This is a genomic window from Bacillus tequilensis, from assembly GCF_012225885.1.
GTDB classification, from domain to species: Bacteria; Bacillota; Bacilli; order Bacillales; family Bacillaceae; genus Bacillus; species Bacillus tequilensis.
Genome location: NZ_CP048852.1, coordinates 3,337,707 through 3,359,658 on the forward strand (window position 1 = coordinate 3,337,707; position 21,952 = coordinate 3,359,658).

A 21,952-nucleotide genomic window follows, 5' to 3' on the forward strand; every position below is an offset into this window, starting at 1 on the left:
ATCATCCTTTGTGTTTATGTTTGAATGGAAGAAATCGTGCGCGCCGGGGCACCGGCCGCCGTTGCCCGGTCCGGTATGGAACGGATCACCGCGGAGCCGGCGCCCACAGTGCTCCAGGCCCCGATTGTGAGCTGCGGAATGACAGAAGCACCGGTTCCGAGGTGGGCGCCTTCCTGAACGGCAACTGCTCCTGACAGCGTGACTCGCGGGGAAAGATGGACGTAATCACTGATTTGATTATCATGCTCCGCCACTGCGCCCGTATTGATGATGCAGTGGGCGCCGATACGCGCGTCCGCCTGAATAATCGCGCCCGCCATAATCACGGTCCCTTCCCCGATGACAGCTGACTCGCTGACGATGGCTGATGGGTGAATCAATGTAATGAAATTTTCTTTTTTCAGTCTCAGCCGCTCTGCCAGCTTTTTTCTGACACTGTTGTTTCCGATTGCGATCAGAAAGAGCACATCGGGAATGAGCTTACGCAATTCAATAACGGCTTCCGGCGGACCTGTGTACCACTCTTTTCCGGATTCAAGCGTTCTGAATTTATCATCCAGCACAGCGGCTAAGCGTGTGTCTGGCCGAGCGTTAATCAGTTCTCTGATCACCTTTCCGTGTCCCCCGTCACCCACAATGGCCACGTTTCTCATGAGGACACATCTCCGCTTCCGGTAAAGCGTTCCGCGGTCACATGATTGGTTTGCTGAATCCCTTCAGAAACGAGTACTTTTCGCACCGTCAAACATAAAATTTTTAAATCGAGAAAAAATGACCGGTTGTCAACGTACCAAACATCTAATTCAAATTTCTTTTCCCAGGAAATCGCGTTTCTGCCATTGATTTGCGCCCAGCCTGTGATCCCCGGCTTCACCTCATGGCGCCGGGCCTGCTTTACTGTATAAAGCGGAAGATAGTCCATCAAAAGCGGCCGCGGGCCGACAAGGCTCAGATCGCCTTTTAGAACATTCAGCAGCTGCGGAAGCTCATCAATGCTCAGCTTTCTGATCAGCCTGCCCGTTTTCGTCAGCCTGACTTCATCGGGCAGCAGGTTTCCTTCACTGTCCCGTTCATCCGTCATCGTTCGGAATTTATAAAGGGTGAACGGCTTGCCGTTCTGGCCCGGCCTTACTTGCTTAAAGAAGACAGGTGATCCTATTCTCAGCCTGATAACGGCGATGGTGAACAAAATGATAATACTTGTGCAGCACAATAAAAGAGTGGCGGCCGCCAGATCAAAAAGTCGTTTCAGGATCAAAGATTCACAGCTCCTTTCGTTTTTCGTAACCGTTTCAGTACCAGCTGTCTTTCCTCTTTCGTACAAACAAACGTAAACGCGAAAACGGCGTAGCAGCAGCTGACTGTCATTCCCGCCGCTATCAGTGATGCCCATCCGTCAATCTTCACAACGAACCGGATCGCCTCACAAACCGCCCAGGCAAACACAGCGGCTGAAAGAGGCCCGATGATGCCTTTGAAGAACACGTGCTTTTTATAGCCGGTAATGCGGGATACGTAAAGCGGCGTAAAGATGGCATTTTTTAAAATAAGGGAAATCGCCCCCGCCAATGTAATGCCGTACAGGCCGAGATGAGCCGGACCGCTCAGCGTGACAGCCAGCACCACATTCACCGCACCTAGCAGCAAGGTCACAATCGCCGGTGTTTTTTGTTTATTAAAAGCTGTCGCTATATAAAACAGCGGCATAAAGGCGAGGCTGACCACCAAGTATCCGGCATGAATATATAAAAGCGGTGCTATAGACAAAAAGGATGGTCCGAGCCAAATCGTCAGAAAAGGCCCCGTCAATCCGCCCAATAAGGCAGCAGGAAGCGCGAGCAGAAGACCGTTCAGCCTCACTGCCTTATTGGCGTAATCCACCAATCCGTCCATATCGCCTTTTGAGTAATACGAAGTCATAAGCGGCGCAAACAGAGATGCGACCGTTCCAGCCAAGCTTCGCAGCAGCAGCGGAAACTGGATAATCGCCGCATACTTCCCTGCCGCAGACGCTCCCAGCACCAAATTGGCGGTTAATAGATCAATCTGCAAAAAAAGCAGAACGCCGATTTGATTGACGGAGTTCCACGCGCCTGCTTGAAACAGGTCCTTGCTTACTCGGAAAGAAAGATCCTTCATACGAAACGAGAACCACGGAATCAGTTTTTTGAAGAAATAGAAAGACAGCACAGATGCTATGACAGCGCCAGCTAAAGCAGCAAGCTGGATCTGCCAGATTTTCGGCGCAAAACATGCAAACAAAAGCAGCACAGACAAAACGCGTACAAGCATTTGCACCGCCTGAATGGAGCTGGTGATATAAAGGCGGTTGGCATAAAAGGGTGCAGCGCCGAACCCCGCCATCAAAAACGTTAAAATAAACAGCAGACTGCCTATCAAAATCGACAAACGCACATCAGCCAAGAGCGCCAGCGGCACGTTCATCACCCGGTCAATCAAAAAAGCCGAGGCCGCAAGCGGCAGCAAAAGAAGCAATGAAATCAAAACAGACGCCGCCAAATAATTGCTGATATACGCATTTGCTTTTTCCCGTTCTCCTCTGTGGGCGGCGACAGAAAAGAAGCGCACGACAACCGAGCTGAGCGCCACGGTGATAATTGAAAAGTAATTAATCACGTTTTGTGTTAAATGAACAAAGCCGAACGCTTCCACACCAAGCGTTTTCACAATGAAAGGCGTCATCCAGACCGACAGGAAAACGGACAAGAGGAATGCCGCAAGATTAGCGCTGAAGTTGATCGTGAATTTCATGCCTGCTTCGCACTGCCTTTCATTGTTCCCCGCTGCTCGAAAAACAGCTTGATGAGAAATATGAGCCGCCATTTGCACAGTGCTAATACCAAACGCTCGCCTCTTAATAATTGCTTATGCTGAACCGGTGTATGTCTGACAGCCTGGCGCACCATGTGATAGGATAAAATCCGTCTGATCTGCTTTTTGATGTCTTTCGGCGGATTCGGAGAAGCACAGGCGTTTGCCAAAAGCATCGGAAGCTGGTGCCTGCATATGTACACATTCAAATCTTCTTTGCATGCACCCGCTAAGCCGTGTTGATTGTAGAATGCCATTTTCGCCTGATATTGCTTTTGAATCTGTTCATCCATCGCCGGCTTATAAGGAACTTCTGTCAGGCTGTTCGGGTTTTCACGATAGATGTACAAGCCTTCATCCAGCATTTTCACCCGTTTCGCTCCGCAAAAAGCGGACAAATTGAAGGGGGAATCTTCGGCAAAACGGATGTCTTCAGCAAACATCAGATTGGTTCTATCCAAAAGCTCACGGCGATACACATAACGCCATACATACCATATAAATCTCGTTTCGTGAGCATGTTTGAGCCGTTCAGCAATTTCCGGTTTTGTCAGCACGCGGTTTGTGTCAAGCTGCGGCGGCACATAAGTCTGCCCGTCCGCTGACTGCTTGTAAAAACCGCACCCGGCGATGTCTAGCTGATTTTGCTCTGCTTCTTCAATCAGCCTCTGGAACATGTCGGAAGATACATAATCGTCTCCGTCAACAAAGCCGATGTACGTCCCCTTTGCGGCTCTTATTCCCGCATTTCGCGCAGCACTCAGCCCGCCGTTTGTCTGATGGATGACCCGGATTCTCGCATCTCGTTTTGCATAGTTCTCTGCAAGCTCGCCAGAACGATCCGGCGAGCCGTCATTCACGAGGATGATTTCAATATCAGAAAGCGTTTGACGCTGCAGAGAATCAATGCACTCCTCTATAAATGGTTCAACATTATACATCGGGACTATAACGCTGACGAGCGGAGTCATTGCACTTCACCGCTGATTTTGTCACGCAGCCCTTTAAAATACACATCTCTCGGAAAGCCGGCACCAGGCGTTTCTTTTGTTAACAGCTCTTTTACTGCGGCTGTCACACGCTCCGGATCCGGATGTTCAATCAGCCTCATGGATGGGATGTCTTTGAGCCATTGATAGCCTTCCATCACCTTATGGTCGAAGGAGCGAATGATGACACACGGCGTTCCTGTCAGCGCGCAAAAAATCATGCCGTGAAGCCTGTCAGTAACAACAGCCTCTGCGCTTTGCAGCTTAGACCACAGCGCTTCAAGCTCCTGTTCCCGTGAATCCCTGCCGACCCTGCGCCCGATCGTTGTCGTAAAGGATTGAATGTCGCCGAACTCTTCAAAAAGCGCGGCCTTGACCCTTTTTCTCTCATCCTCCTGAAGAACGCTTTCCTGATCCTCGCGCAAACACATATAAACCCCATCGCGTTCTGCGGGGGTCTTGCTTCTGTCTAAATACAGCACCATGTCGGGCTGCTTCAAAATCGTTTTCTCTTGAAAATGCCGTTTCATAAACTGATACGTCGTTTCATCGCGGGCCATCAACAATAAGCCGGGGTGCGCGTTATAAATTTTCTGCGCCCGTTTCAGCTCTTTGCGCCCTTTCTTCGTGTCGGAAAAATGAGCCGTTGCCGGAAGCTGGATCACCCGATAGTCGTGAAATGTTTTAATGATGAAACGGCGCGTCCACTCCTCATAACGGTATAAATCGCCCATGTTTCCGCCCCCGATGATAAACACCATATCCTCTGGATGGCGCGAACGGAGCAGCGCTTTTGCTGATTTATAAATGTCCTTCATATCGATTTCGACGATGTCAAAATCGGGGTATTCCCGCTCAAGAAATGCCTTGCTGGCATAAGCAATCGCGTGATCTCCCAAATTATCATGGGACGGCAGCAGGGTCAGTATGATTTTTTTCTGATACGCTGCGGCCTTTACCGGCTGATCTGCCGCACCCAGCCAATATTGTGACGGATATTTGACCTTAAGCAGCAGCCATTCTGCAAGATTGATTTTCAATGATTGTAATGACATGTCCTCACCCTCTGTTTCTCATTTTGTACTCGATCACACGCTGATACACAGCCGATGCCATAGCGACGAACGGAATCATTCTGTATTTCGCCATCAGCAGCATGCAGGACCGTTTCGCGTCAAAAGGCGCAGTTCCCGTTTTTGAGAGGCTCTCTTGAAACACCGGGTCCGCGCAAATCACGCCGATATTTCTAAGTTTTTCAAACAGCCGGCGGCTGCCGCTCGTTTTCCATTCATTCAGCATACAGATGCTGCTGTGAAGAACGATAAAGGTATCAAGCTCCTTATGATACTCCTCCAGTTTGTTGTTCTCCTGTAAAAACACCGCATTCGCCTCGTACAGCGCAAGCCCTGATTCAAACAGTTTGTTCTGATAGCGCTGCACAATGGAGGAAAGGTGAATTCGGTAATGATAGAGCGGCGCTTTCACATAGGATACCGAGCGGGCGAAAAAATGAGCCCTGAAGCTGAAAAACTGATCCTCGACATGCTCCAGCTCGCCCCGGAGCGGAAACGACAGCCGATGTGCTTCAACCATGCTTCTTCTGTACAGCTTGTTCCAGGAAAACCCTCTGACCTTTCCTTCAAATAACGCCTTGATATAGTGCTCCTTCGGCTGATCCTGATAGGTTTCCGCAATGTCGGAGACCATGGTTTTTTCAGTGTCCTCAAACTCCGCGGCATAATTGCAAATGATCAGATCAGTTTCGTCGTCTGCTGCCTGGAGCATTCGTTCGCAATAATCAGGCTCAATCCAATCATCTGAATCGATAAACGCGATAAACTCGCCGCGGGCCGCCTCAATGCCTTTATTCCGAACCGCGCCGAGCCCCTGGTTCTCCTGGTGAATCACCCTGAACCTGTGATCCTTTTTGGCGTATTCCTCCGCGATATCCGGGCTGGCATCTGCCGAACCGTCATTGACGATGATGATTTCAATATTGTTCACCGTCTGGTTCTGCAGTGATTCGAGACATGTTCTGATATATGTTTCTGTGTTATAAACAGCGACTAGCAGACTAACCGCAGGTGTTTCCATAATGACCGGCTCCTCTTGCATAAATTACCGGGAAAAAATCGTTCTGTAAGGCAGAACGGACGAATCAACCGGCATAAGCAAATAACTGTAAAGTAAATAACAAACAACGATCGCGATATAAATAAGGGCATTCGATTTTTCATCAAATATCCTGACAAAATAAGGGACTAAGATCAATTGATACAGACCGAAATAAATATTGAATCTGGCAAAGATGACGTCCTTTGTGGCCAAAAGCCCGAACAAAAAACCAAGCAGGCACAAATTGACGACGATATCGATTTGCGGCCACAGCTTCCGCAGACGCGCCCTGTAGCAAAAGGCAAGAAACAGCGGCAGAATCAAGACAGCGATTTTGATCACATTCATTCCATTTGTATTCGACATGAGCCATTTTTCATAATGGCTGTAGGAGCTGTTTTCAAGTACAACGACAAACACAGAAATAAATTTTTGATATAAAAACGTCATGCCGAGAAATAGAGCTGATAGGCCGAATATCGCAGGTGACCAGGCTTTTCTTCTGACAATAAAATACACTGGAATCATAATCAGCGCCGAGGAATGAAAGAGCGAGCTGATCACCACGATCAGAAAATATCGCTTCCAGTTCCCGCTGATGATGTAACGGATTGCCCAAAATAAAGCGGCTGCCACCATGTATTGCCTGATGCCGTTAAAAGACGCGTAATAATGAAAGGTTCCCAAAAATAAAAAGACACTCAGCTCAAACGGCCTGCCATAGTCGGCGAGTGTCTTCAAAATAAAGCTGTAGGTCACGGCCGCAACCGTGATATACATGATTTGCGGATCTTTCGTGATGAAATTCATCAGCCAAAGGAGTGCGGTAAAACCCGGATCTGTCGCCGTTTTCGCTGTGCCGAAACCGAATATTTGCCACACATTTTGATAATCGTCCGCCAATTCGTACAGCAGTGTGTACGTCTGAAAATCCGTTCCGACTCTGTAACGGAGACCCGACACAAGAACAAGTGAAGCAAGCGGAATCCAGATCAAAAGCTTATTCGGCCGATACCCTGTGGCAAGCGAATCGTCACGGCTGCCGCACATTTTGGCAAACCAGGACCAAATATATACAATCCCCATATTGACGGTATATACAAGCATCGTTATTGTCCTTTTCCGCCGCTGATATTGTACATATTCAGCAGCTCTCCTACATTTTGCCGTGCATCATAGCCGAGTTCAGCGAGCGTTTCTTTGATGAGCTCACGCTTCGGCTTGCCTGCTGCGGCGGCCCTTGCAATGGTTTCAGCCCAGACGCCGATCGGCTCAGAAAGATTCAATCTCGTCACAAGACCAAGACCGGCGTCGACTTTTTCTGTAATCGTATCTGAAATGATGCATGGAAGCCCAGACGCCTGCGCTTCCACAAGCACAACCGGCAAGCCTTCATACAGAGACGGCATGACAAACACATCAAAGGTGCGCATCAATTCATGAATGCGGTCCTCAGTGCCTAAGAAGAGGACATCTGAAAGCAGATCCTGCCGCCGCGCCTCCTTTGCTATCTCCTCTCGCAGCGGCCCGTCTCCTGCGAGGACAAGCTGAAAGCGAATCCCTCGTTCCTTGAGATGTGAAGCAAGCTTCAGCAGAAACGCGTGGTTTTTCACTTCATGAAATCTGGCCACATGCCCAATGATGAGACGGTCAGCTGCAATGCCTCGCGCTGTTTTTTCTTCATCAGCCCTCTGCCCGTTTGGCGCAAACAAATCTAGATCAATCCCGTTCGGAAGGAGCTGAACACGCTCCATGCGGGACCGCCCGAATAAAAACCTGCCCGCATCCTCTCCGCAGGCACACAGTGCTGTCGCATTCGCCAAGATAAGCCTCCTGAACATCATCAGCTGCAGGCGATCCTTCCAATTGAAGCCCGTCTTCCATGACGTATTGTGGGAATGGCATACCCTGACCGGCACTCCGGCAAGCCTTGCCGCAAGGGCGATAAAACCCGTTTGGAAATCCGTATGCGCATGAACCGCGCTGAACGGCCCATTTTCTTTAATCGTGTTTCTCACATTCCTCACAAATGTAAGGGGATTGCTTTGCCCGATGCTCGGGACATAAAAAAGCCGCCCGCCTAAAGATAAAATTTCTTCATCATAAGCGCACGGATCATTTCGATATGTTAAAAAATCAAATTGTACTTTGCTTCTGTCCATTTTCCGATATAAATTCATCACCATGGTTTCCGCGCCGCCCCTGTTCATGCCGCTTAGAACATGAAGCACGCGTTTTTGGCTGCTATTCATGCTTGACAAGCCCTTCCTTTTGGTTCATCACTCTTTTTTTGTGGTAGCGATTCATCACAGCTGCAGGCATACACGCGCGGATTAACGGTTTTGCGATATATATGTAATCAGATAAAGGGAGCTTTAAGCGCCTGCATGCCTGATAGACAAGGATGGCATTGTCGATTGAATATGTAAATGACCGCCGCTTGAATGCATCGCTGTCTTCCCTTACTTTATACAAGGCTTCCTGAAGATTGTAGCCCCTGAAACCTTCTTCAAAAAAGCGAAGCCACAAATCAATATCCTCCATCCGTCTCGTCCGCCGCACCGAACGGTAGCCTTTCAGCGTGCGGTAGGCGCTCGTTCTCATCATAATTGTCCCGTGGCAAAACGGGGTCCCTTTTGCCATGATGCCCGGCTCAGGAACAGATGGCAGAATGCGTTTGCCTCTTACACCATATTCATCAAACACAAGCATGCCTGTGCCAACCACCTGATAGTGGCGGTGCTTTTCTAAAAACGCGACCTGCTTTTCCAGACGGCGCGGAAATGAAAGGTCGTCTCCGTCCTGGCGCGCGATATACTCTCCTTCCGCATGCGAAAGACAATGATTTAATGATGCGGCAAGCCGCTTGTTTGTTTTGTTTTGAATCAGCTTGATGCGGTCGCTGTAATGAGCCGCATACTGCTTCGCGATGCGGAGCGTGCCGTCTGTGGACGCATCATCGCACATAATCAGCTCCCAATTTTTATAGGACTGGCTGAGAATGGATTCAATGCTTTCCGCCAAAGTGCGTTCACAATTATATATGCCCATAATGACAGAAACTTTTGGTCCTGAGTTCATATGCTTTTCTCCTTTGTATCCATATCCATGTAGACGGAATAAATATCTGCCATTTCTTCTACCGTTCGCGCCTCAGAAAAGCGCAAGGCTGTTTTTCGGCCTTTCTGTCCCAGCTTTCTGCGGAGTTCCGGCTTATGATACAACTGTTCAATCCGGCCGGCAAACTCGGCACTGTCACCGATTTTGGCTAGAAAACCGTTTTCTCCGTCTCTGATGATTTCCCGATGCCCGCGGTTATCCGTGGCAATTGCCGGTTTTTCCGCCGCCATCCCCTCAAGCACATTCATGCCGAGACCCTCTCTGATGCTGGATGCGACAGACACATCCGCAAGCTGAATCAACTCATGTATGTCTCGGCAAAAGCCGTAAAAGCGGACATTCCGGGAAGCGCCAAGCTTTTCAGCTAATGTTCGATACGTTTGTTCCATCGCTCCTTCTCCGGCAAAAACAAGGCGGAGCGACGGAATTTTGTCTTTCAGCAAGGCTGCGGCCTCGATTAACAGCTTCTGATTTTTGTTCAGATTGAGCTCAGCGGGATAAACCAAGATAAAATCATCCTCGCGAAATCCGTGTTTTTCTCTGAGTCTTTGCTGCTCTTTCAGGCTGACGGGCCGGAAGCGCTCGGTATTGACGCCGATGCCGTGAATTTTCTGCGTCATGCCACCGACCCTTTGAAGTCCCTTCGCCCGTGTGTAATCCTCCTCATTGATTGTAATCAGACAATCTGTATGGGCCGAAAGCCATTTTTCAACCGGATAGTAAAGAAGCCAATTTTTTATCGGCGCTCCTTTGCAGAAGTGAAATCCGTGAGCAGTGTACAGCACCTTTGTTCCTTGCCGCCGCGCCTTTCGCGCCGCTAGTCTGGCCAGCACGCCGCCGACCGGCGTATGGCAATGGACGATGTCGTATTGATGGGTATCGATCACTTCCTTCAGCTGCCTGTAGACGGACAGATTGTGAGGATGAAAAGGCGATCTGCGAATCGGTATGGAGAATTTCTCATCCACATACGGGAGCTTGGTTTGTCCGCTCGCGGCGACATGAACCTCCCAGCCCATTCGTTTAAACCATTTAAAGTAAGGGAGGTGAAAGGCTTTAAAATGATAATCGACAGTCGCGCAAAACAATATCTTTTTCGTCATCTTTACTCCCCCTAATGAACACTGGCAGCCGTCATTTTGTCTGTATCGATCGCCGCAAACAGCCTCGCTCTCAGATCGGCTTCCGGCAGCTCATGAAAGTCCTCGATAAAGCGCATCAGCACCGGCCAATCGCCGTCCACCGCTTTACCGATATGTATTTTCGGAAAGATTTGTTCAGTGTGCACTTCATTTTTGTTGAGCAATTCCTCATACATTTTTTCACCGGGACGAATGCCTGTGAATTCGATTGGAACTTGCTCAGTCGTGTAGCCGGACAAATGAATGAGGTTTTTGGCAAGGTCTACAATCTTTACGGGCTCTCCCATATCGAGAACGAAAATTTGGCGCCCTTTCGCCAGTGCCCCGGCTTGGATGACAAGTCTTGATGCCTCGGGAATCGTCATGAAATAGCGGGTCATTGCCGGATGTGTGACCGTCACCGGTCCGCCTTTTTCAATCTGTTTTTTAAAAATCGGAATGACGCTGCCGCGGCTCCCGAGTACATTGCCGAAACGGACAGCAACAAATTTGGTTCTGCTGACTTTTCCGAGATTCATAATAACCATCTCAGCAAATCGTTTTGTCGCCCCCATGATGTTGGCCGGGTTCACCGCTTTGTCGGATGAAATCAGCACAAACGTTTCTGTCCCCGCCATATCGGCTGCTTCCGCGACATTTTTTGTTCCAATGATGTTGTTTTTGACAGCCTCTTCAGGATTGTGTTCCATTAACGGCACATGCTTATGGGCGGCTGCATGGTAGACAACATGCGGCTCGTACTTTTTCATCAAGGTAAACATTTTATCGCGGTCCTGCACATCCGCGATTTCCGTACGGAATACGATGTGTTTGCCGAATCGTCCGTTCAGCTCTGTATAAATAGAATGAATGCTGTTTTCCCCATGGCCGAGCAGAATAATTTCCTCAGGCTGAAACGCGCTGATCTGCCGGCAGATTTCTGAGCCGATTGACCCGCCCGCTCCCGTGACGAGAACTGTTTTTCCTTTGATGCGGTTCGAAATTTCACTTGTGTCGAGAGTAATCGGTTTTCTGCCGAGCAAATCCTCAGCTTTTACATCTCTGATTTGCCCGGCAGTTCGTGTGCCTAATAGCATTTCATCAAAATGAGGCATAATTTTAATGTTTACTCCCGTTCGCACGCATTCTTTATATAACATCTGAAGCTCATGGGTGCGGAGTGAAGGAATGGCGATAATAATATAGTTAATTTTGAGCTTTTGCACCGCAGGCATGATCCTTTCTTTTCCGCCGATCACGGGCAGCCCCATAATTTCTAATTTATGCTTTGTTTGGTCGTCATCAATAAAAGCGACTGGCAGGATGTCAGGATCATCTTTTGAAAGCAGCTGCCTGACCATCAGTGTTCCGCCTGAACCCGCCCCGATAATCAATGCGCGGGACGAGGCGCTGCGTTTTTTTCTAATACTTTCTTTTACCACTCTGGATAAAACACGGGTTCCTCCGATGGACAAAAGCTGAAGCACCCAGCACGCGGTTAACAGACGGAAAAACATCGTATGATACACAGCATACTGAATGACGCCGGTCACAGCGGCTGATAGCGTAATGCCCTTAAGCAGGACGAGCAGCTCGCCGAGTCCTGTGTATGTCCACACCTGTTTATACTGATGAAACAGGAAAGCACATACATGATAACTGAGGAGCAAGCTGACAGCGGTAAGCAATAATGCTCCGGAGTCATAAAACTGATAGGAATCTTCTAAAAATTGATATCCTGCAATAACTGAATGTAAAACAAGATAAGTATCCAATGCAATAATCATGGACAGTCTTCTCCGGTAACTCAACCTTTTCCCCCCTAATTCTTTTATCGGTTTAGCTGCAGCGGTTTTCGTCTTCGAAACATTGTCAGCAGCTAAACCGACAACACATCCTATGTATATATCAGATAAGTGGGCATTTAACCCATCCTCACACCCCGCCAGCGACGACCAGCATCTAAGGCAGCAAATCAGCTGCCCACAGCAGAGCCGAGTGCCTCCATTGATATAGGTCAGGAGACATCACCTTTACAATCTATTAGTAGGAATAGTGTTCTGATTTTTTCATTTTCTTTTTGTTTAAAAGAGCGCCTAACAGCTTCGCATTGGATTGTTCCAGTGCATCCTTCGCTTTCAGGACGGTATCGTTTTTTGTTTTTCCGCTTAAAACGATGAGCACGCTGCCGTCTGTCTGATTTGCTAAAATCTGAGCATCCGCGACTGCCAAAAGCGGAGGAGAATCAAAGATGACAAGGCTGAATTGTTCATAAATGTCAGCGATTAAATCTCCCATCGTTTTTGAAGACAGCAGTTCAGCCGGATTCGGCGGTGTCGGCCCGCTTGTCAGCACATATAAGTTATCGATTGGTGTCTTTTGCACCGTCTCACTGAGTGAAGCATTACCGACCAGGACATTTGTCAGCCCGGTTATATTTTCAACTTGGAATGTCTGATGGATGGTCGGTTTTCTTAAATCGGCATCCACCAGCAGCACCTTCTTTTCCTCCTGCTGTGCAAAGACAGCCGCAAGGTTCGCAGCACTAAACGATTTACCTTCACCAGGCACAGAGGAGGTGACGAGGATAGACCGCAAGTTGGTCTGGACAGATGAGAACTCAATGTTTGTCCGAATGGTGCGATATTGTTCTGCAACAATTGATTTATTGTGTAAAACGGATATTTGGTCCAATCCCCGCCTTGCTTTCTTTTTTCTAAAAACCACTCGCTTCACTCCCCAAAATGTGTTATCCCTCGGTTCCGCCTTTTTTGGACATCAGGAACGGAGCCTAAGCATGATAATCCGGTTCTCTCGCTGAGCTGCCGTGCGCTTTTGCACGTATCATCGAGAAAATGCAGAAAAAATGCCAGTGTAATGCCGCCCATGACTGCAGCGCCAAAAGCCATGATCATATTTCGCATCCTGGCCGGCTTGATCATCGGGCTTTCAGAAGCCTTCGCCTCTGATAAAATATGCACGCCTTGCACATTCATTCGTTTATCTATTTCTTTTTCAAACTTGCTTACTAATGTGTTCGCAATCTCAGCCGCTTTTGCCGGATCGTGATCCTGGACGGCAACAGTAATAATTTCTGATTCATTTTCACTGCTTGTCATCACTTTTCCTTTCAGCGAGGAAGCTGATTCAGAAAGGTGCAATTCTCCCTTGACCTCTTCCATCAAGGCAGTGCTTTTCATAATCGATTGGAACGTGCTGCTGTATTGAAGATTTCGCTGGATGTCACTGAGATGCGAGTTTTCTTCACCGTCTGATTGATGAATCAGCACTTGTGTCGATGCCTGATAGGTCGGTGAAATGACCTTATATAGCACATAACCCGTAATCAGAGTGACGCTGATTGTAATGAGCAAAATCAGCACGAATCTGTGTCTGACAATCGCATATAATTCTTTAAAACTCATATTCTCATTCATGTATTCATAGCCATTAGCCTTCCCGCGTCTGGCTTCCCGCGCCCCTTTCTGTTAATGATTGGATTATAAAAGAAAAGAGTATTATTTAAAAATTTCAAAATAAGCCAATAAGTTCTCTTTAGAGAACAAAATCGTGATTTTCCTCTAATTTACTGCACTTCCCTTACTATTTTAAATTTTATAAAGAACAATTAATTCCTTATAATGAACAAAATAACGACAGGAATAGAGGAGAATTTCACATTATGATTGGAAGAATTATCCGTTTATACCGTAAAAGAAAAGGCTATTCTATTAATCAGCTGGCTATTGAATCAGGTGTATCTAAATCCTATTTAAGCAAGATTGAAAGAGGCGTTCATACGAATCCGTCCGTTCAATTTTTAAAGAAAATTTCCGCTACCTTGGAGGTTGAATTAACAGAATTATTCGACGCAGAAACAATGATGTATGAAAAAATCAGCGGCGGTGAAGAGGAATGGCGTGTGCATCTTGTGCAAGCTGTCCAAGCCGGAATGGAAAAGGAGGAACTGTTCACTTTTACGAACAAACTGAGGAAAGAACCGTCTGAAACCGCCTCCTACCGCAACCGTAAACTGACAGAATCCAATATAGAAGAATGGAAGGCGCTGATGGCGGAAGCAAGAGAAATCGGCTTGACCGTTCAGGAAGTCAAATCCTTTTTCAAAACGATGGGCAGATGAATATCGGCTAAGGGCTGACGTTCGCATCTTCAGGACAAATCTGTTTATAATGGGGGAAAAAGGGAGAGAACACGATGACTCATCAAACAGTAACGACGCAATACGGCAAAGTAAAAGGCACAACAGAAAATGGCGTACATATATGGAAAGGCATCCCCTATGCAGAGCCGCCTGTCGGACAATTGCGTTACAAAGCACCGGAGCCGCCTAAAGCTTGGGAAAACGAACTGGACGCAACAGCGTACGGCCCGATTTGCCCTCAGCCGTCTGATTTGCTGTCACTTTCGTATACTGAGCTGCCCCGCCAGTCCGAGGATTGCCTGTATCTCAATGTGTTCGCGCCTGACACTCCAAGTCAAAACCTGCCTGTTATGGTGTGGATTCACGGCGGCGCTTTTTATCTTGGGTCAGGCAGTGAGCCATTGTATGACGGATCAAAACTTGCCGCGCAAGGAGAGGTCATTGTCGTTACACTGAACTACCGGCTAGGACCGTTTGGATTTTTACATCTGTCTTCATTTGATGAGGCGTATTCCGACAACCTTGGGCTTTTGGACCAGGCCGCCGCTCTGAAATGGGTGCGGGACAATATCTCAGCGTTTGGCGGTGATCCGGATAACGTAACGGTATTTGGAGAATCCGCAGGCAGCATGAGCATTGCGGCGCTGCTCGCTATGCCTGCGGCAAAAGGCCTGTTCCAGAAAGCGATCATGGAAAGCGGCGCTTCCCGAACGATGACAAAAGAAAAAGCGGCTAGCACCGCTGCCGCCTTTTTACAGGTCCTTGGGATTGACGAAAGCCGATTAGACAGATTGCACACTATACCTGCGGAAGATTTGCTTAAAGCGGCCGATCAGCTTCGGAAAGAAGAAAATGAAAATATCTTTCAGTTATTTTTCCAGCCCGCCCTTGATCCGAAAACGCTGCCTGCTGAACCGCAAAAAGCGATCGCAGAAGGTGCTGCTGACGGCATTCCGCTGATCATCGGTACAAACCGAGATGAAGGATATTTATTTTTCACCCCGGACTCAGAGGTTCTTTCACAAGAAACGCTTGATGCCGCGCTCGAGTATTTATTAGGGCAGCCGCTGGCCGAGAAAGTTGCCGATCTTTATCCGCGTTCGCTGGAAAGCCAAATTCATATGATGACTGATTTATTGTTTTGGCGTCCGTCGGTTGCCTATGCATCCGCCCAGTCCCATTACGCGCCTGTCTGGATGTACCGCTTTGATTGGCACTCGGATCATCCGCCGTTTCATAAAGCGGTTCACGCCTTAGAGATTCCTTTTGTTTTCGGAAATCTGGACGGGTTAGAACGAATGGCAAAAGCGGAGATTACCGAAGATGTAAAACAGCTGTCTCACACTATACAATCAACATGGATCACGTTCGCAAAAACGGGAAACCCAAGCACTAAAGATGTAAAATGGCCATCGTATGATGAAGAAACAAGAAAGACGCTGATTTTAGATTCAGAGATTGCCATCGAAAGCGATCCTGACGCTGAAAAAAGGCAAAAACTATTCCCTTCACAAGGAGAATAAACATGGGGAAAACAGGATATATTGGCGCTGTCATTGTGGTGGCCGCTTGTATCATCATTTTGTCAGCAGTGATTTTTTTACGGGACACAGCCTATTATCAGCCCATGCGCTGGACTGGAATCATACTGTTTTTCGCGGGGATTGTGATGGTTCCCTCATATTCAGCAAAAAGAAAACCCGGGAAAGAGAAGTAATTCTCTTGATCCCGGGTTTTTCTGTTTCTTATAATTTTCCTGCGCGAATATCGTCTGTCATTCCTTCATAAGGAGCTTTCGAAATCACTTCTTCATTATCGGCTCCCTCGTTTTTCAGAAATGTAATCTCTGCAAACTCAGGTACAACATATTTCGGATACGTTTCATATTTCTCGCGGGATTCTTTCATCAGATCAATGTGGTCATTTTGATAGCAGACCGTAATTTCAGGATGTTCATGCACCCATTTCGGGAAGAAAATAATGCCGTGCATGCGTTTTTCATTCGGCATAAAATTTAATGAAACATCTGTGCCTGTAGGTTCTGTCCAAGACACTTTATATACGCCTTCTGTCAGTTTGACAATATTGACTTCCTGATCCCGTACCCAGCGTCCGGCAACCATTCCGCTATGAATTCTATAATCGATTGTATGGTCGTTTTTAATATAAATCTCGTATTCCCATCCATTTTCATAAGTATAAATCATGTGGCTTCCGATAAAGTTTTCCATCTTTCACACTCTCCTTAGTCTTTTACTGTACTGCATAAATGTCTAGTCGAACGTAATCAGGGGTTCTTTCTGCGGAACCGATAAACAAGCGGTCATGCAGCCGTTGATAGGCTTCACTGCCTGTTTCAAATGTCGGCACCATACGGAAATAAACATGCGCCGGATCAATCATTTCCCCGGCCGCGTCCTGTTTTCAAAACAGATCGCTGACTTGCCGTATTCCATTGTTTTCAATGTAAATCAGTTCATGATCGGCTGTTTCGATCCATATCTGGCAGATCAATCTGTACTGCCGTCAGCGTGAATGATTTGTGAACCGGCACCGCCCGGCAAAATACGCTCCTTTATTTCTCCAGTTATTGTTCCCGAACGAATCGGAATGAAACATCTCAATCCCAGGCCTGTCCCACAAATAGGAATAGGCGGATCAACCTTGGTTTCCAAAGAGGCGAATCATTTAAAAACCGGATTCATCACAAGCGCTGCCTCGCCTTAAAAATCATGTAACTATTTACATGTTTACTTTAACACTATTACATATAGCTGTCAAACCAATAGGAATATAAAAAACAAGGACTGTTTGATACAGTCCTTGTTAGCTTTGATAGGCAAGATATGTGCTAACGGTGCTTTTTGCAAGACAGTCTGAGGAATCGATAATCGGAATCTCACTTTGAATATTGTCTAACACCGCATTTAAATCCGTGCAGGCTGAAATAATGCTGTCTGCATGCTGACTGATTTCTTCATATAGCGTTTGCCACAATGCTTGTGGATCCTGCATATGATTTGGCTTTTTGATTGCGGTGATGAGCTGATTTACAGCCTGCTGCCAATGATCCTTGTGAACAAATTTCTGCCCGTTCGCCTTCAAACCTTTTTGGTAGATACCTGATTGCATGGTAGAATCTGTTCCTAAAACCGCAACTTTTTTTGCAGTATGCGGCATTTCTTTTATCGTTTCCTCAATGATATGTAACAAAGGAACCGACAATTCCCGCTGAATCTCTTCATAGTACACATGCGCCGTATTACAAGGGAGAGCAATGAAATCAACACCTGTCTTTTCGAGCTTTACCGCTCCATCAATAATCGCTCTTTTCATCTCATCATGGTCAATGGGACGATCTGCATAGAAGGGTGTCGGACATGAATAGATCATCATGTGCGGGTAGTCAATATCGTTTTCAGCGCCATACAGCTTCTGACAGTAATCAATGACCTTATCAACAAACGGTGATGTCGATTTCGGCCCCATTCCGGCTAATATTCCTATCATTACGTTCAATCCTTTCTAATCCGTGCGGATCGCTTCTTCTGTGCCATCTTCATAGATGATAAAGCTTTTCGCAGCACCATCACCTAAAACAAATTCTATTTCAACAGACAATGACCGCAAAAAGAAACGGGTTTCTGAGGAAGGAAATAATTCCAGTCTCAGCTGCCCAGTGATCTCCAAATAAAGCCGGTCATTTTCTGCTGTCACCCGTGCAGCCGTCCCATCCTGAAGGACATAGCAGCCAACATAGCGGCTGTATATTGCAGGAGCAATTTCTATCTTTTTTTTATCAGCAGGACGTTCTGGGATTTCATACGGCTGATCAAATAAAATATTCTCCGCTGCCTGCAGAATTTCCTGTTCGTATCCAGCATCCTCTTCCTTATTGCTTAAATAGATCAGCGTTATGCGATGGTCAATATATCGGATCATCATTTTCGCCTAATGCCTTAAATAACGCCTTCAGGTGCCTTCCTTTATCCTGTTTCATTCATCCACCTCCCATATCTTTGTACGTTACTAAGCTATGAATGTTTCAAATATTTCAAAAAGATTCACCTTGCTATTTTCTGAATTATTATTAAAAAGGCAACTTTATACCCATGCAAGAGTAACTATAAAAAATACAGAGAACGAAAAGAAACAGATCATTATTTTAGTTCTTTAGACCTATACTCTTTAAATCCTTTTATGATTTTCTATCAAACAAAAGAGGAAAATAGACCAGTTGCAATCGATACGAGAGTCTAATAGAATGATGTCGAAAAGTAAATCACGCAGGTTTGTTACTGATAAAGCAGGCAAGACCTAAAATGTGTAAAGGGCAGAGTGTATTCTTTGACGCCATCCCTTACATATTTTAGGTCTTTTTTATTGTGTAACTGACTTGCCATCTTTAAACAGGAGGGCTGGAAGAAGCGGATCACTTTTACAGTACATAAAAAAGGAGACATGAACGATGAACTTCAAAAAGTTTGCAAAACAAGCAACCGTATTAACCTTTACTACTGCACTGTTGGCAGGAGGCGCGACTCAAGCGTTTGCGAAAGAAACAACTCAAAAACCGTATAAGAAAACTTACGGCATTTCCCATATTACACGCCAAGACATGCTTCAAATCCCTGAACAGCAAAAAAATGAAAAATATCAGGTGCCTGAATTTGATTCATCCACAATTAAAAATATCTCTTCTGCACAAGGCCTGGACGTTTGGGACAGCTGGCCATTGCAAAACGCTGACGGCACAGTCGCAAACTATCATGGCTACCACATCGTTTTCGCATTAGCCGGAAACCCTAAAGATGCGGATGATACATCCATTTATATGTTCTATCAAAAAGTCGGCGAAACTTCTATTGACAGCTGGAAAAACGCTGGACGCGTCTTCAAAGACAGCGACAAATTCGATGCAAATGATTCAATCCTAAAAGACCAAACACAAGAATGGTCCGGTTCAGCGACATTCACTTCTGACGGTCACATCCGTTTGTTCTACACTGACTTTTCTGGTAAACATTACGGCAAACAAACACTGACAACTGCACAGGTTAACGTATCAGCATCAGACAGCTCTCTGAACATCAACGGTGTAGAGGATTTCAAATCAATCTTTGACGGTGACGGCAAAACGTATCAAAATATACAGCAGTTCATCGATGAAGGCAACTACAGCTCCGGTGATAACCATACGCTGAGAGACCCGCACTACGTAGAGGATAAAGGCCATAAATACTTAGTATTTGAAGCGAACACTGGTACTGACAACGGTTACCAAGGCGAAGAGTCTTTATTTAACAAAGCATACTATGGCAAAAGCACATCTTTCTTCCGTGAAGAAAGCAAAAAGCTTCTGCAAAGCGATAAAAAACGCGATGCTGAATTAGCTAACGGCGCACTCGGCATGATCGAGCTAAACGATGACTACACACTGAAAAAAGTCAAGAAGCCGCTGATTGCTTCTAACACAGTCACAGATGAAATCGAACGCGCGAACGTCTTTAAAATGAATGGCAAATGGTATCTATTCACTGACTCCCGCGGATCAAAAATGACAATCGACGGCATTACATCTAATGACATTTACATGCTTGGTTATGTATCTAATTCCTTAACTGGCCCATACAAGCCGCTGAACAAAACAGGCCTTGTGTTAAAAATGGATCTTGACCCTAACGATGTGACATTTACTTACTCACACTTCGCTGTTCCTCAAGCTAAAGGAAACAATGTCGTGATTACAAGCTATATGACAAACAGAGGCTTCTTTGAAGACAAAAAAGCAACGTTTGCGCCAAGCTTCCTGATGAACATCAAAGGCGATAAAACATCTGTTGTGAAAGACAGCATCCTTGAACAAGGACAATTAACAGTTGACAAATAAAAACGTAAAAGAAAATGCCGATATCCTATTGGCATTTTCTTTTATTTCTTATCAAGATCATAAAGGTGAATCCCATATGAACTATATAAAAACAGGCAAATGGCTAAGCGTATTCCTGACCTTTTTAGGAATATTGCTGTTTATCGGCTTATTGCCAAAAGAAGAACCTGTCAAAAAAACAAAATCAACACAGAAGCCGGACTACCGGGCGGCCTATCATTTCACAACTCCTAACAAATGGAAAAACGACCCTCAAAAACCGATCTTTTTGGATGGACAGTATCATTATTTCTATCTGTATAACCGGGATTATCCAAATGGGAATGGCACAGAATGGCGCCATGCCGTATCAGAGGATTTGGTGCATTGGACTGATGAAGGCGTGGCAATCCCGAAATATACAAACCCAGCCGGTGACATTTGGACCGGTTCTGTCGTGATCGATAAAGAAAACACAGCCGGATTCGGGAAAAACGCGCTTGTCGCGATTGTGACACAGCCTTCTGCCAAAGACAAAAAGCAGGAGCAGCATTTGTGGTACAGCACAGACAAAGGAAAATCATTCAAGCCTTTCAGTGATAACCCCATCATGCCTAATCCGGGTACAGATGATTTCAGAGACCCGAAAGTCATATGGGATGACCAGGACAACAAATGGGTAATGGTCATGGCTGAAGGATCAAAAATCGGCTTTTATGAATCTGATAATCTAAAGGACTGGCGCTACACAAACGGATTCTTCCCAGAGCAGGCAGGCATTGTGGAATGTCCCGACCTCTACATGATGCGGGCTAGTGATGGAACGAATAAATGGGTTCTCGGCGCGAGCGCAAACGGCAAACCTTGGGGCAAACCAAATACGTACGCCTACTGGACCGGAAGCTTCGATGGAAAAGAATTTACAGCTGATCAAACTGAAGCCCAATGGCTTGACTACGGTTTTGACTGGTACGGCGGCGTGACGTTCGAAGACGGCAAAAGCACAGATCCATTAGAAAAACGGTATGCACTTGCTTGGATGAACAATTGGGATTACGCCAACAACACACCGACAATGAAGGACGGCTTTAACGGCACAGATTCTGTCATACGCGAACTCCGGCTGCAGGAGCAGGACGGCACATACAGCCTCATCTCACAGCCGATCGAAGCTTTAGAGCAGCTGACCGTTTCGACTGACAAAATAGAGGATCAGGATGTGAACGGATCAAAAACACTGTCGATCACAGGTGATACGTACCAGCTTGATATGGATCTTTCTTGGTCAGAGCTGAAGAATGCAGGTGTCAGACTGAGAGAGTCAGAAGACCAAAAACGCCATATTGATGTCGGCATTTTCGCCGAGGGCGGCTATGCATATGTCAACAGAGCGGCCGCAAATCAGCCTGACAAAAGCAATACCTATGTCGAAAGCAAAGCACCTTATGATGTAAGTAAAAATCAGGCGCATTTAAAAATTCTCGTCGATAAAACAACGATAGAAGTTTTTGTCGGCGACGGGAAAACCGTTTTTTCAAATGAAGTGTTCCCAAAACCTGAAGATAAAGGCATCACCCTTTATTCTGACGGCGGCACAGCCTCATTCAAAAATATAACGATGACACATTTGGATTCGATTCATGAATAAAAACAGGTGCAGCCCGGGCTGCACCTGTTTTTTTATTAGAGCGGTATTCTCTGTTGCAGATTGGGCATTGTAAGGAATATAAGGCTGGTTTCTAAG

Annotated in this window: 19 protein-coding genes and 3 pseudogenes; 5 read left to right on the forward strand and 17 right to left on the reverse strand. The window is 46.4% G+C overall.

Annotated features, from left to right (window positions below; all coding sequences use genetic code 11):
* Positions 1–14 precede the first annotated feature (14 nt).
* The 13 genes and pseudogenes from G4P54_RS17645 to G4P54_RS17705 all read right to left on the reverse strand — a co-directional run bounded on the left by G4P54_RS17645 (position 15) and on the right by G4P54_RS17705 (position 13,614).
* Positions 15–653: an acetyltransferase gene (locus G4P54_RS17645; protein ID WP_024713454.1), complete on the reverse strand. Its 639-nt coding sequence runs from the start codon at positions 651–653 to the stop codon at positions 15–17.
* Positions 650–1,258 (reverse strand): sugar transferase, encoded by a 609-nt coding sequence (locus G4P54_RS17650; RefSeq protein ID WP_167873383.1) that lies wholly within the window; start codon positions 1,256–1,258, stop codon positions 650–652. Before G4P54_RS17650 ends, G4P54_RS17645 begins: the two co-directional genes overlap by 4 nt.
* Positions 1,255–2,772 (reverse strand): MATE family efflux transporter, encoded by a 1,518-nt coding sequence (locus G4P54_RS17655; protein ID WP_167873384.1) that lies wholly within the window; start codon positions 2,770–2,772, stop codon positions 1,255–1,257. The genes G4P54_RS17650 and G4P54_RS17655 overlap by 4 nt, the downstream gene beginning before the upstream one ends.
* Positions 2,769–3,803, reverse strand: coding sequence for a glycosyltransferase (locus tag G4P54_RS17660; protein ID WP_167873385.1), 1,035 nt, complete (start codon positions 3,801–3,803; stop codon positions 2,769–2,771). The genes G4P54_RS17655 and G4P54_RS17660 overlap by 4 nt, the downstream gene beginning before the upstream one ends.
* Positions 3,800–4,876, reverse strand: a complete 1,077-nt coding sequence (locus tag G4P54_RS17665) for a polysaccharide pyruvyl transferase family protein (protein ID WP_167873386.1) — start codon at positions 4,874–4,876, stop codon at positions 3,800–3,802. Before G4P54_RS17665 ends, G4P54_RS17660 begins: the two co-directional genes overlap by 4 nt.
* Before the next feature lie 4 nt (positions 4,877–4,880).
* The gene (locus G4P54_RS17670) at positions 4,881–5,915 is read right to left on the reverse strand and encodes a glycosyltransferase family 2 protein (protein ID WP_167873387.1); all 1,035 of its coding nucleotides are present in this window, start codon (positions 5,913–5,915) and stop codon (positions 4,881–4,883) included.
* A gap of 24 nt (positions 5,916–5,939) precedes the next feature.
* Positions 5,940–7,043: a biofilm exopolysaccharide biosynthesis protein EpsG gene (gene epsG / locus G4P54_RS17675; protein ID WP_167873388.1), complete on the reverse strand. Its 1,104-nt coding sequence runs from the start codon at positions 7,041–7,043 to the stop codon at positions 5,940–5,942.
* Positions 7,042–8,188, reverse strand: a pseudogene (locus G4P54_RS17680) (glycosyltransferase family 1 protein); the annotation flags it as partial. The pseudogene G4P54_RS17680 and the gene epsG, both read right to left, overlap by 2 nt.
* The gene (epsE, locus tag G4P54_RS17685) at positions 8,181–9,017 is read right to left on the reverse strand and encodes a glycosyltransferase EpsE (RefSeq protein WP_024713446.1); all 837 of its coding nucleotides are present in this window, start codon (positions 9,015–9,017) and stop codon (positions 8,181–8,183) included. The pseudogene G4P54_RS17680 and the gene epsE, both read right to left, overlap by 8 nt.
* A complete protein-coding gene (locus G4P54_RS17690) occupies positions 9,014–10,159 on the reverse strand; it encodes a glycosyltransferase family 4 protein (protein ID WP_167873390.1) in 1,146 nt (381 codons plus the stop codon). The genes epsE and G4P54_RS17690 overlap by 4 nt, the downstream gene beginning before the upstream one ends.
* An 11-nt stretch (positions 10,160–10,170) precedes the next feature.
* Positions 10,171–11,988 carry a polysaccharide biosynthesis protein gene (locus G4P54_RS17695; RefSeq protein WP_205781566.1) on the reverse strand — a complete coding sequence of 606 codons (1,818 nt, stop codon included), beginning with the start codon at positions 11,986–11,988 and terminating at the stop codon, positions 10,171–10,173.
* A 232-nt stretch (positions 11,989–12,220) separates the two neighbouring features.
* Positions 12,221–12,904 (reverse strand): protein tyrosine kinase EpsB, encoded by a 684-nt coding sequence (gene epsB, locus G4P54_RS17700; protein ID WP_024713443.1) that lies wholly within the window; start codon positions 12,902–12,904, stop codon positions 12,221–12,223.
* 5 nt (positions 12,905–12,909) lie between these two features.
* Positions 12,910–13,614 carry a YveK family protein gene (locus tag G4P54_RS17705; RefSeq protein ID WP_024713442.1) on the reverse strand — a complete coding sequence of 235 codons (705 nt, stop codon included), beginning with the start codon at positions 13,612–13,614 and terminating at the stop codon, positions 12,910–12,912.
* Positions 13,615–13,859: 245 nt separating this feature from the next.
* Here G4P54_RS17705 and slrR point away from each other — a divergent pair, with 245 nt between their 5' ends.
* The 3 genes from slrR (at position 13,860) to G4P54_RS17720 (ending at position 16,056) form a co-directional block, all read left to right on the forward strand.
* Positions 13,860–14,318: an HTH-type transcriptional regulator SlrR gene (gene slrR, locus G4P54_RS17710; RefSeq protein ID WP_024713441.1), complete on the forward strand. Its 459-nt coding sequence runs from the start codon at positions 13,860–13,862 to the stop codon at positions 14,316–14,318.
* Positions 14,319–14,392: 74 nt separating this feature from the next.
* Positions 14,393–15,862, forward strand: coding sequence for a para-nitrobenzyl esterase (gene pnbA / locus G4P54_RS17715; protein ID WP_167873391.1), 1,470 nt, complete (start codon positions 14,393–14,395; stop codon positions 15,860–15,862).
* Between the two features lie 2 nt (positions 15,863–15,864).
* On the forward strand, positions 15,865–16,056 hold the full coding sequence (locus G4P54_RS17720) for a hypothetical protein (RefSeq protein WP_024713439.1): 192 nt from the start codon (positions 15,865–15,867) through the stop codon (positions 16,054–16,056).
* Between the two features lie 28 nt (positions 16,057–16,084).
* Here the strand turns inward: G4P54_RS17720 and padC are convergent, their stop codons facing one another.
* From padC to G4P54_RS17740, 4 genes and pseudogenes are all read right to left on the reverse strand, one after another.
* Positions 16,085–16,570, reverse strand: a complete 486-nt coding sequence (padC, locus tag G4P54_RS17725; RefSeq protein ID WP_003235304.1) for a phenolic acid decarboxylase — start codon at positions 16,568–16,570, stop codon at positions 16,085–16,087.
* 22 nt (positions 16,571–16,592) lie between these two features.
* Positions 16,593–17,014: pseudogene (locus G4P54_RS21415) on the reverse strand (DUF3237 domain-containing protein).
* 151 nt (positions 17,015–17,165) lie between these two features.
* On the reverse strand, positions 17,166–17,849 hold the full coding sequence (locus G4P54_RS17735) for an aspartate/glutamate racemase family protein (RefSeq protein ID WP_024713438.1): 684 nt from the start codon (positions 17,847–17,849) through the stop codon (positions 17,166–17,168).
* A 15-nt stretch (positions 17,850–17,864) separates the two neighbouring features.
* Positions 17,865–18,284: pseudogene (locus G4P54_RS17740) on the reverse strand (DUF3471 domain-containing protein); the annotation flags it as partial.
* 523 nt (positions 18,285–18,807) lie between these two features.
* On the opposite strand from G4P54_RS17740, the gene sacB reads away from it, so the two are divergent.
* Positions 18,808–20,229, forward strand: coding sequence for a levansucrase (gene sacB, locus G4P54_RS17745; protein WP_167873392.1), 1,422 nt, complete (start codon positions 18,808–18,810; stop codon positions 20,227–20,229).
* A gap of 76 nt (positions 20,230–20,305) precedes the next feature.
* Positions 20,306–21,856: a glycoside hydrolase family 32 protein gene (locus tag G4P54_RS17750; RefSeq protein ID WP_024713435.1), complete on the forward strand. Its 1,551-nt coding sequence runs from the start codon at positions 20,306–20,308 to the stop codon at positions 21,854–21,856.
* Positions 21,857–21,952: the final 96 nt, after the last annotated feature.

Excerpts from the sequence above, each read along its gene's own strand:
- G4P54_RS17645 (WP_024713454.1), bottom strand. The coding sequence starts at position 653 with ATGAGAAACGTGGCCATTGTGGGTGACGGGGGACACGGAAAGGTGATC.
- G4P54_RS17655 (WP_167873384.1), bottom strand. The coding sequence starts at position 2,772 with ATGAAATTCACGATCAACTTCAGCGCTAATCTTGCGGCATTCCTCTTG.
- G4P54_RS17660 (WP_167873385.1), bottom strand. The coding sequence starts at position 3,803 with ATGACTCCGCTCGTCAGCGTTATAGTCCCGATGTATAATGTTGAACCA.
- G4P54_RS17665 (WP_167873386.1), bottom strand. The coding sequence starts at position 4,876 with ATGTCATTACAATCATTGAAAATCAATCTTGCAGAATGGCTGCTGCTT.
- G4P54_RS17670 (WP_167873387.1), bottom strand. The coding sequence starts at position 5,915 with ATGGAAACACCTGCGGTTAGTCTGCTAGTCGCTGTTTATAACACAGAA.
- epsG (WP_167873388.1), bottom strand. The coding sequence starts at position 7,043 with ATGCTTGTATATACCGTCAATATGGGGATTGTATATATTTGGTCCTGG.
- epsE (WP_024713446.1), bottom strand. The coding sequence starts at position 9,017 with ATGAACTCAGGACCAAAAGTTTCTGTCATTATGGGCATATATAATTGT.
- G4P54_RS17690 (WP_167873390.1), bottom strand. The coding sequence starts at position 10,159 with ATGACGAAAAAGATATTGTTTTGCGCGACTGTCGATTATCATTTTAAA.
- G4P54_RS17705 (WP_024713442.1), bottom strand. The coding sequence starts at position 13,614 with ATGAATGAGAATATGAGTTTTAAAGAATTATATGCGATTGTCAGACAC.
- slrR (WP_024713441.1), top strand. The coding sequence starts at position 13,860 with ATGATTGGAAGAATTATCCGTTTATACCGTAAAAGAAAAGGCTATTCT.
- pnbA (WP_167873391.1), top strand. The coding sequence starts at position 14,393 with ATGACTCATCAAACAGTAACGACGCAATACGGCAAAGTAAAAGGCACA.
- G4P54_RS17720 (WP_024713439.1), top strand. The coding sequence starts at position 15,865 with ATGGGGAAAACAGGATATATTGGCGCTGTCATTGTGGTGGCCGCTTGT.
- padC (WP_003235304.1), bottom strand. The coding sequence starts at position 16,570 with ATGGAAAACTTTATCGGAAGCCACATGATTTATACTTATGAAAATGGA.
- G4P54_RS17735 (WP_024713438.1), bottom strand. The coding sequence starts at position 17,849 with ATGATAGGAATATTAGCCGGAATGGGGCCGAAATCGACATCACCGTTT.
- sacB (WP_167873392.1), top strand. The coding sequence starts at position 18,808 with ATGAACTTCAAAAAGTTTGCAAAACAAGCAACCGTATTAACCTTTACT.
- G4P54_RS17750 (WP_024713435.1), top strand. The coding sequence starts at position 20,306 with ATGAACTATATAAAAACAGGCAAATGGCTAAGCGTATTCCTGACCTTT.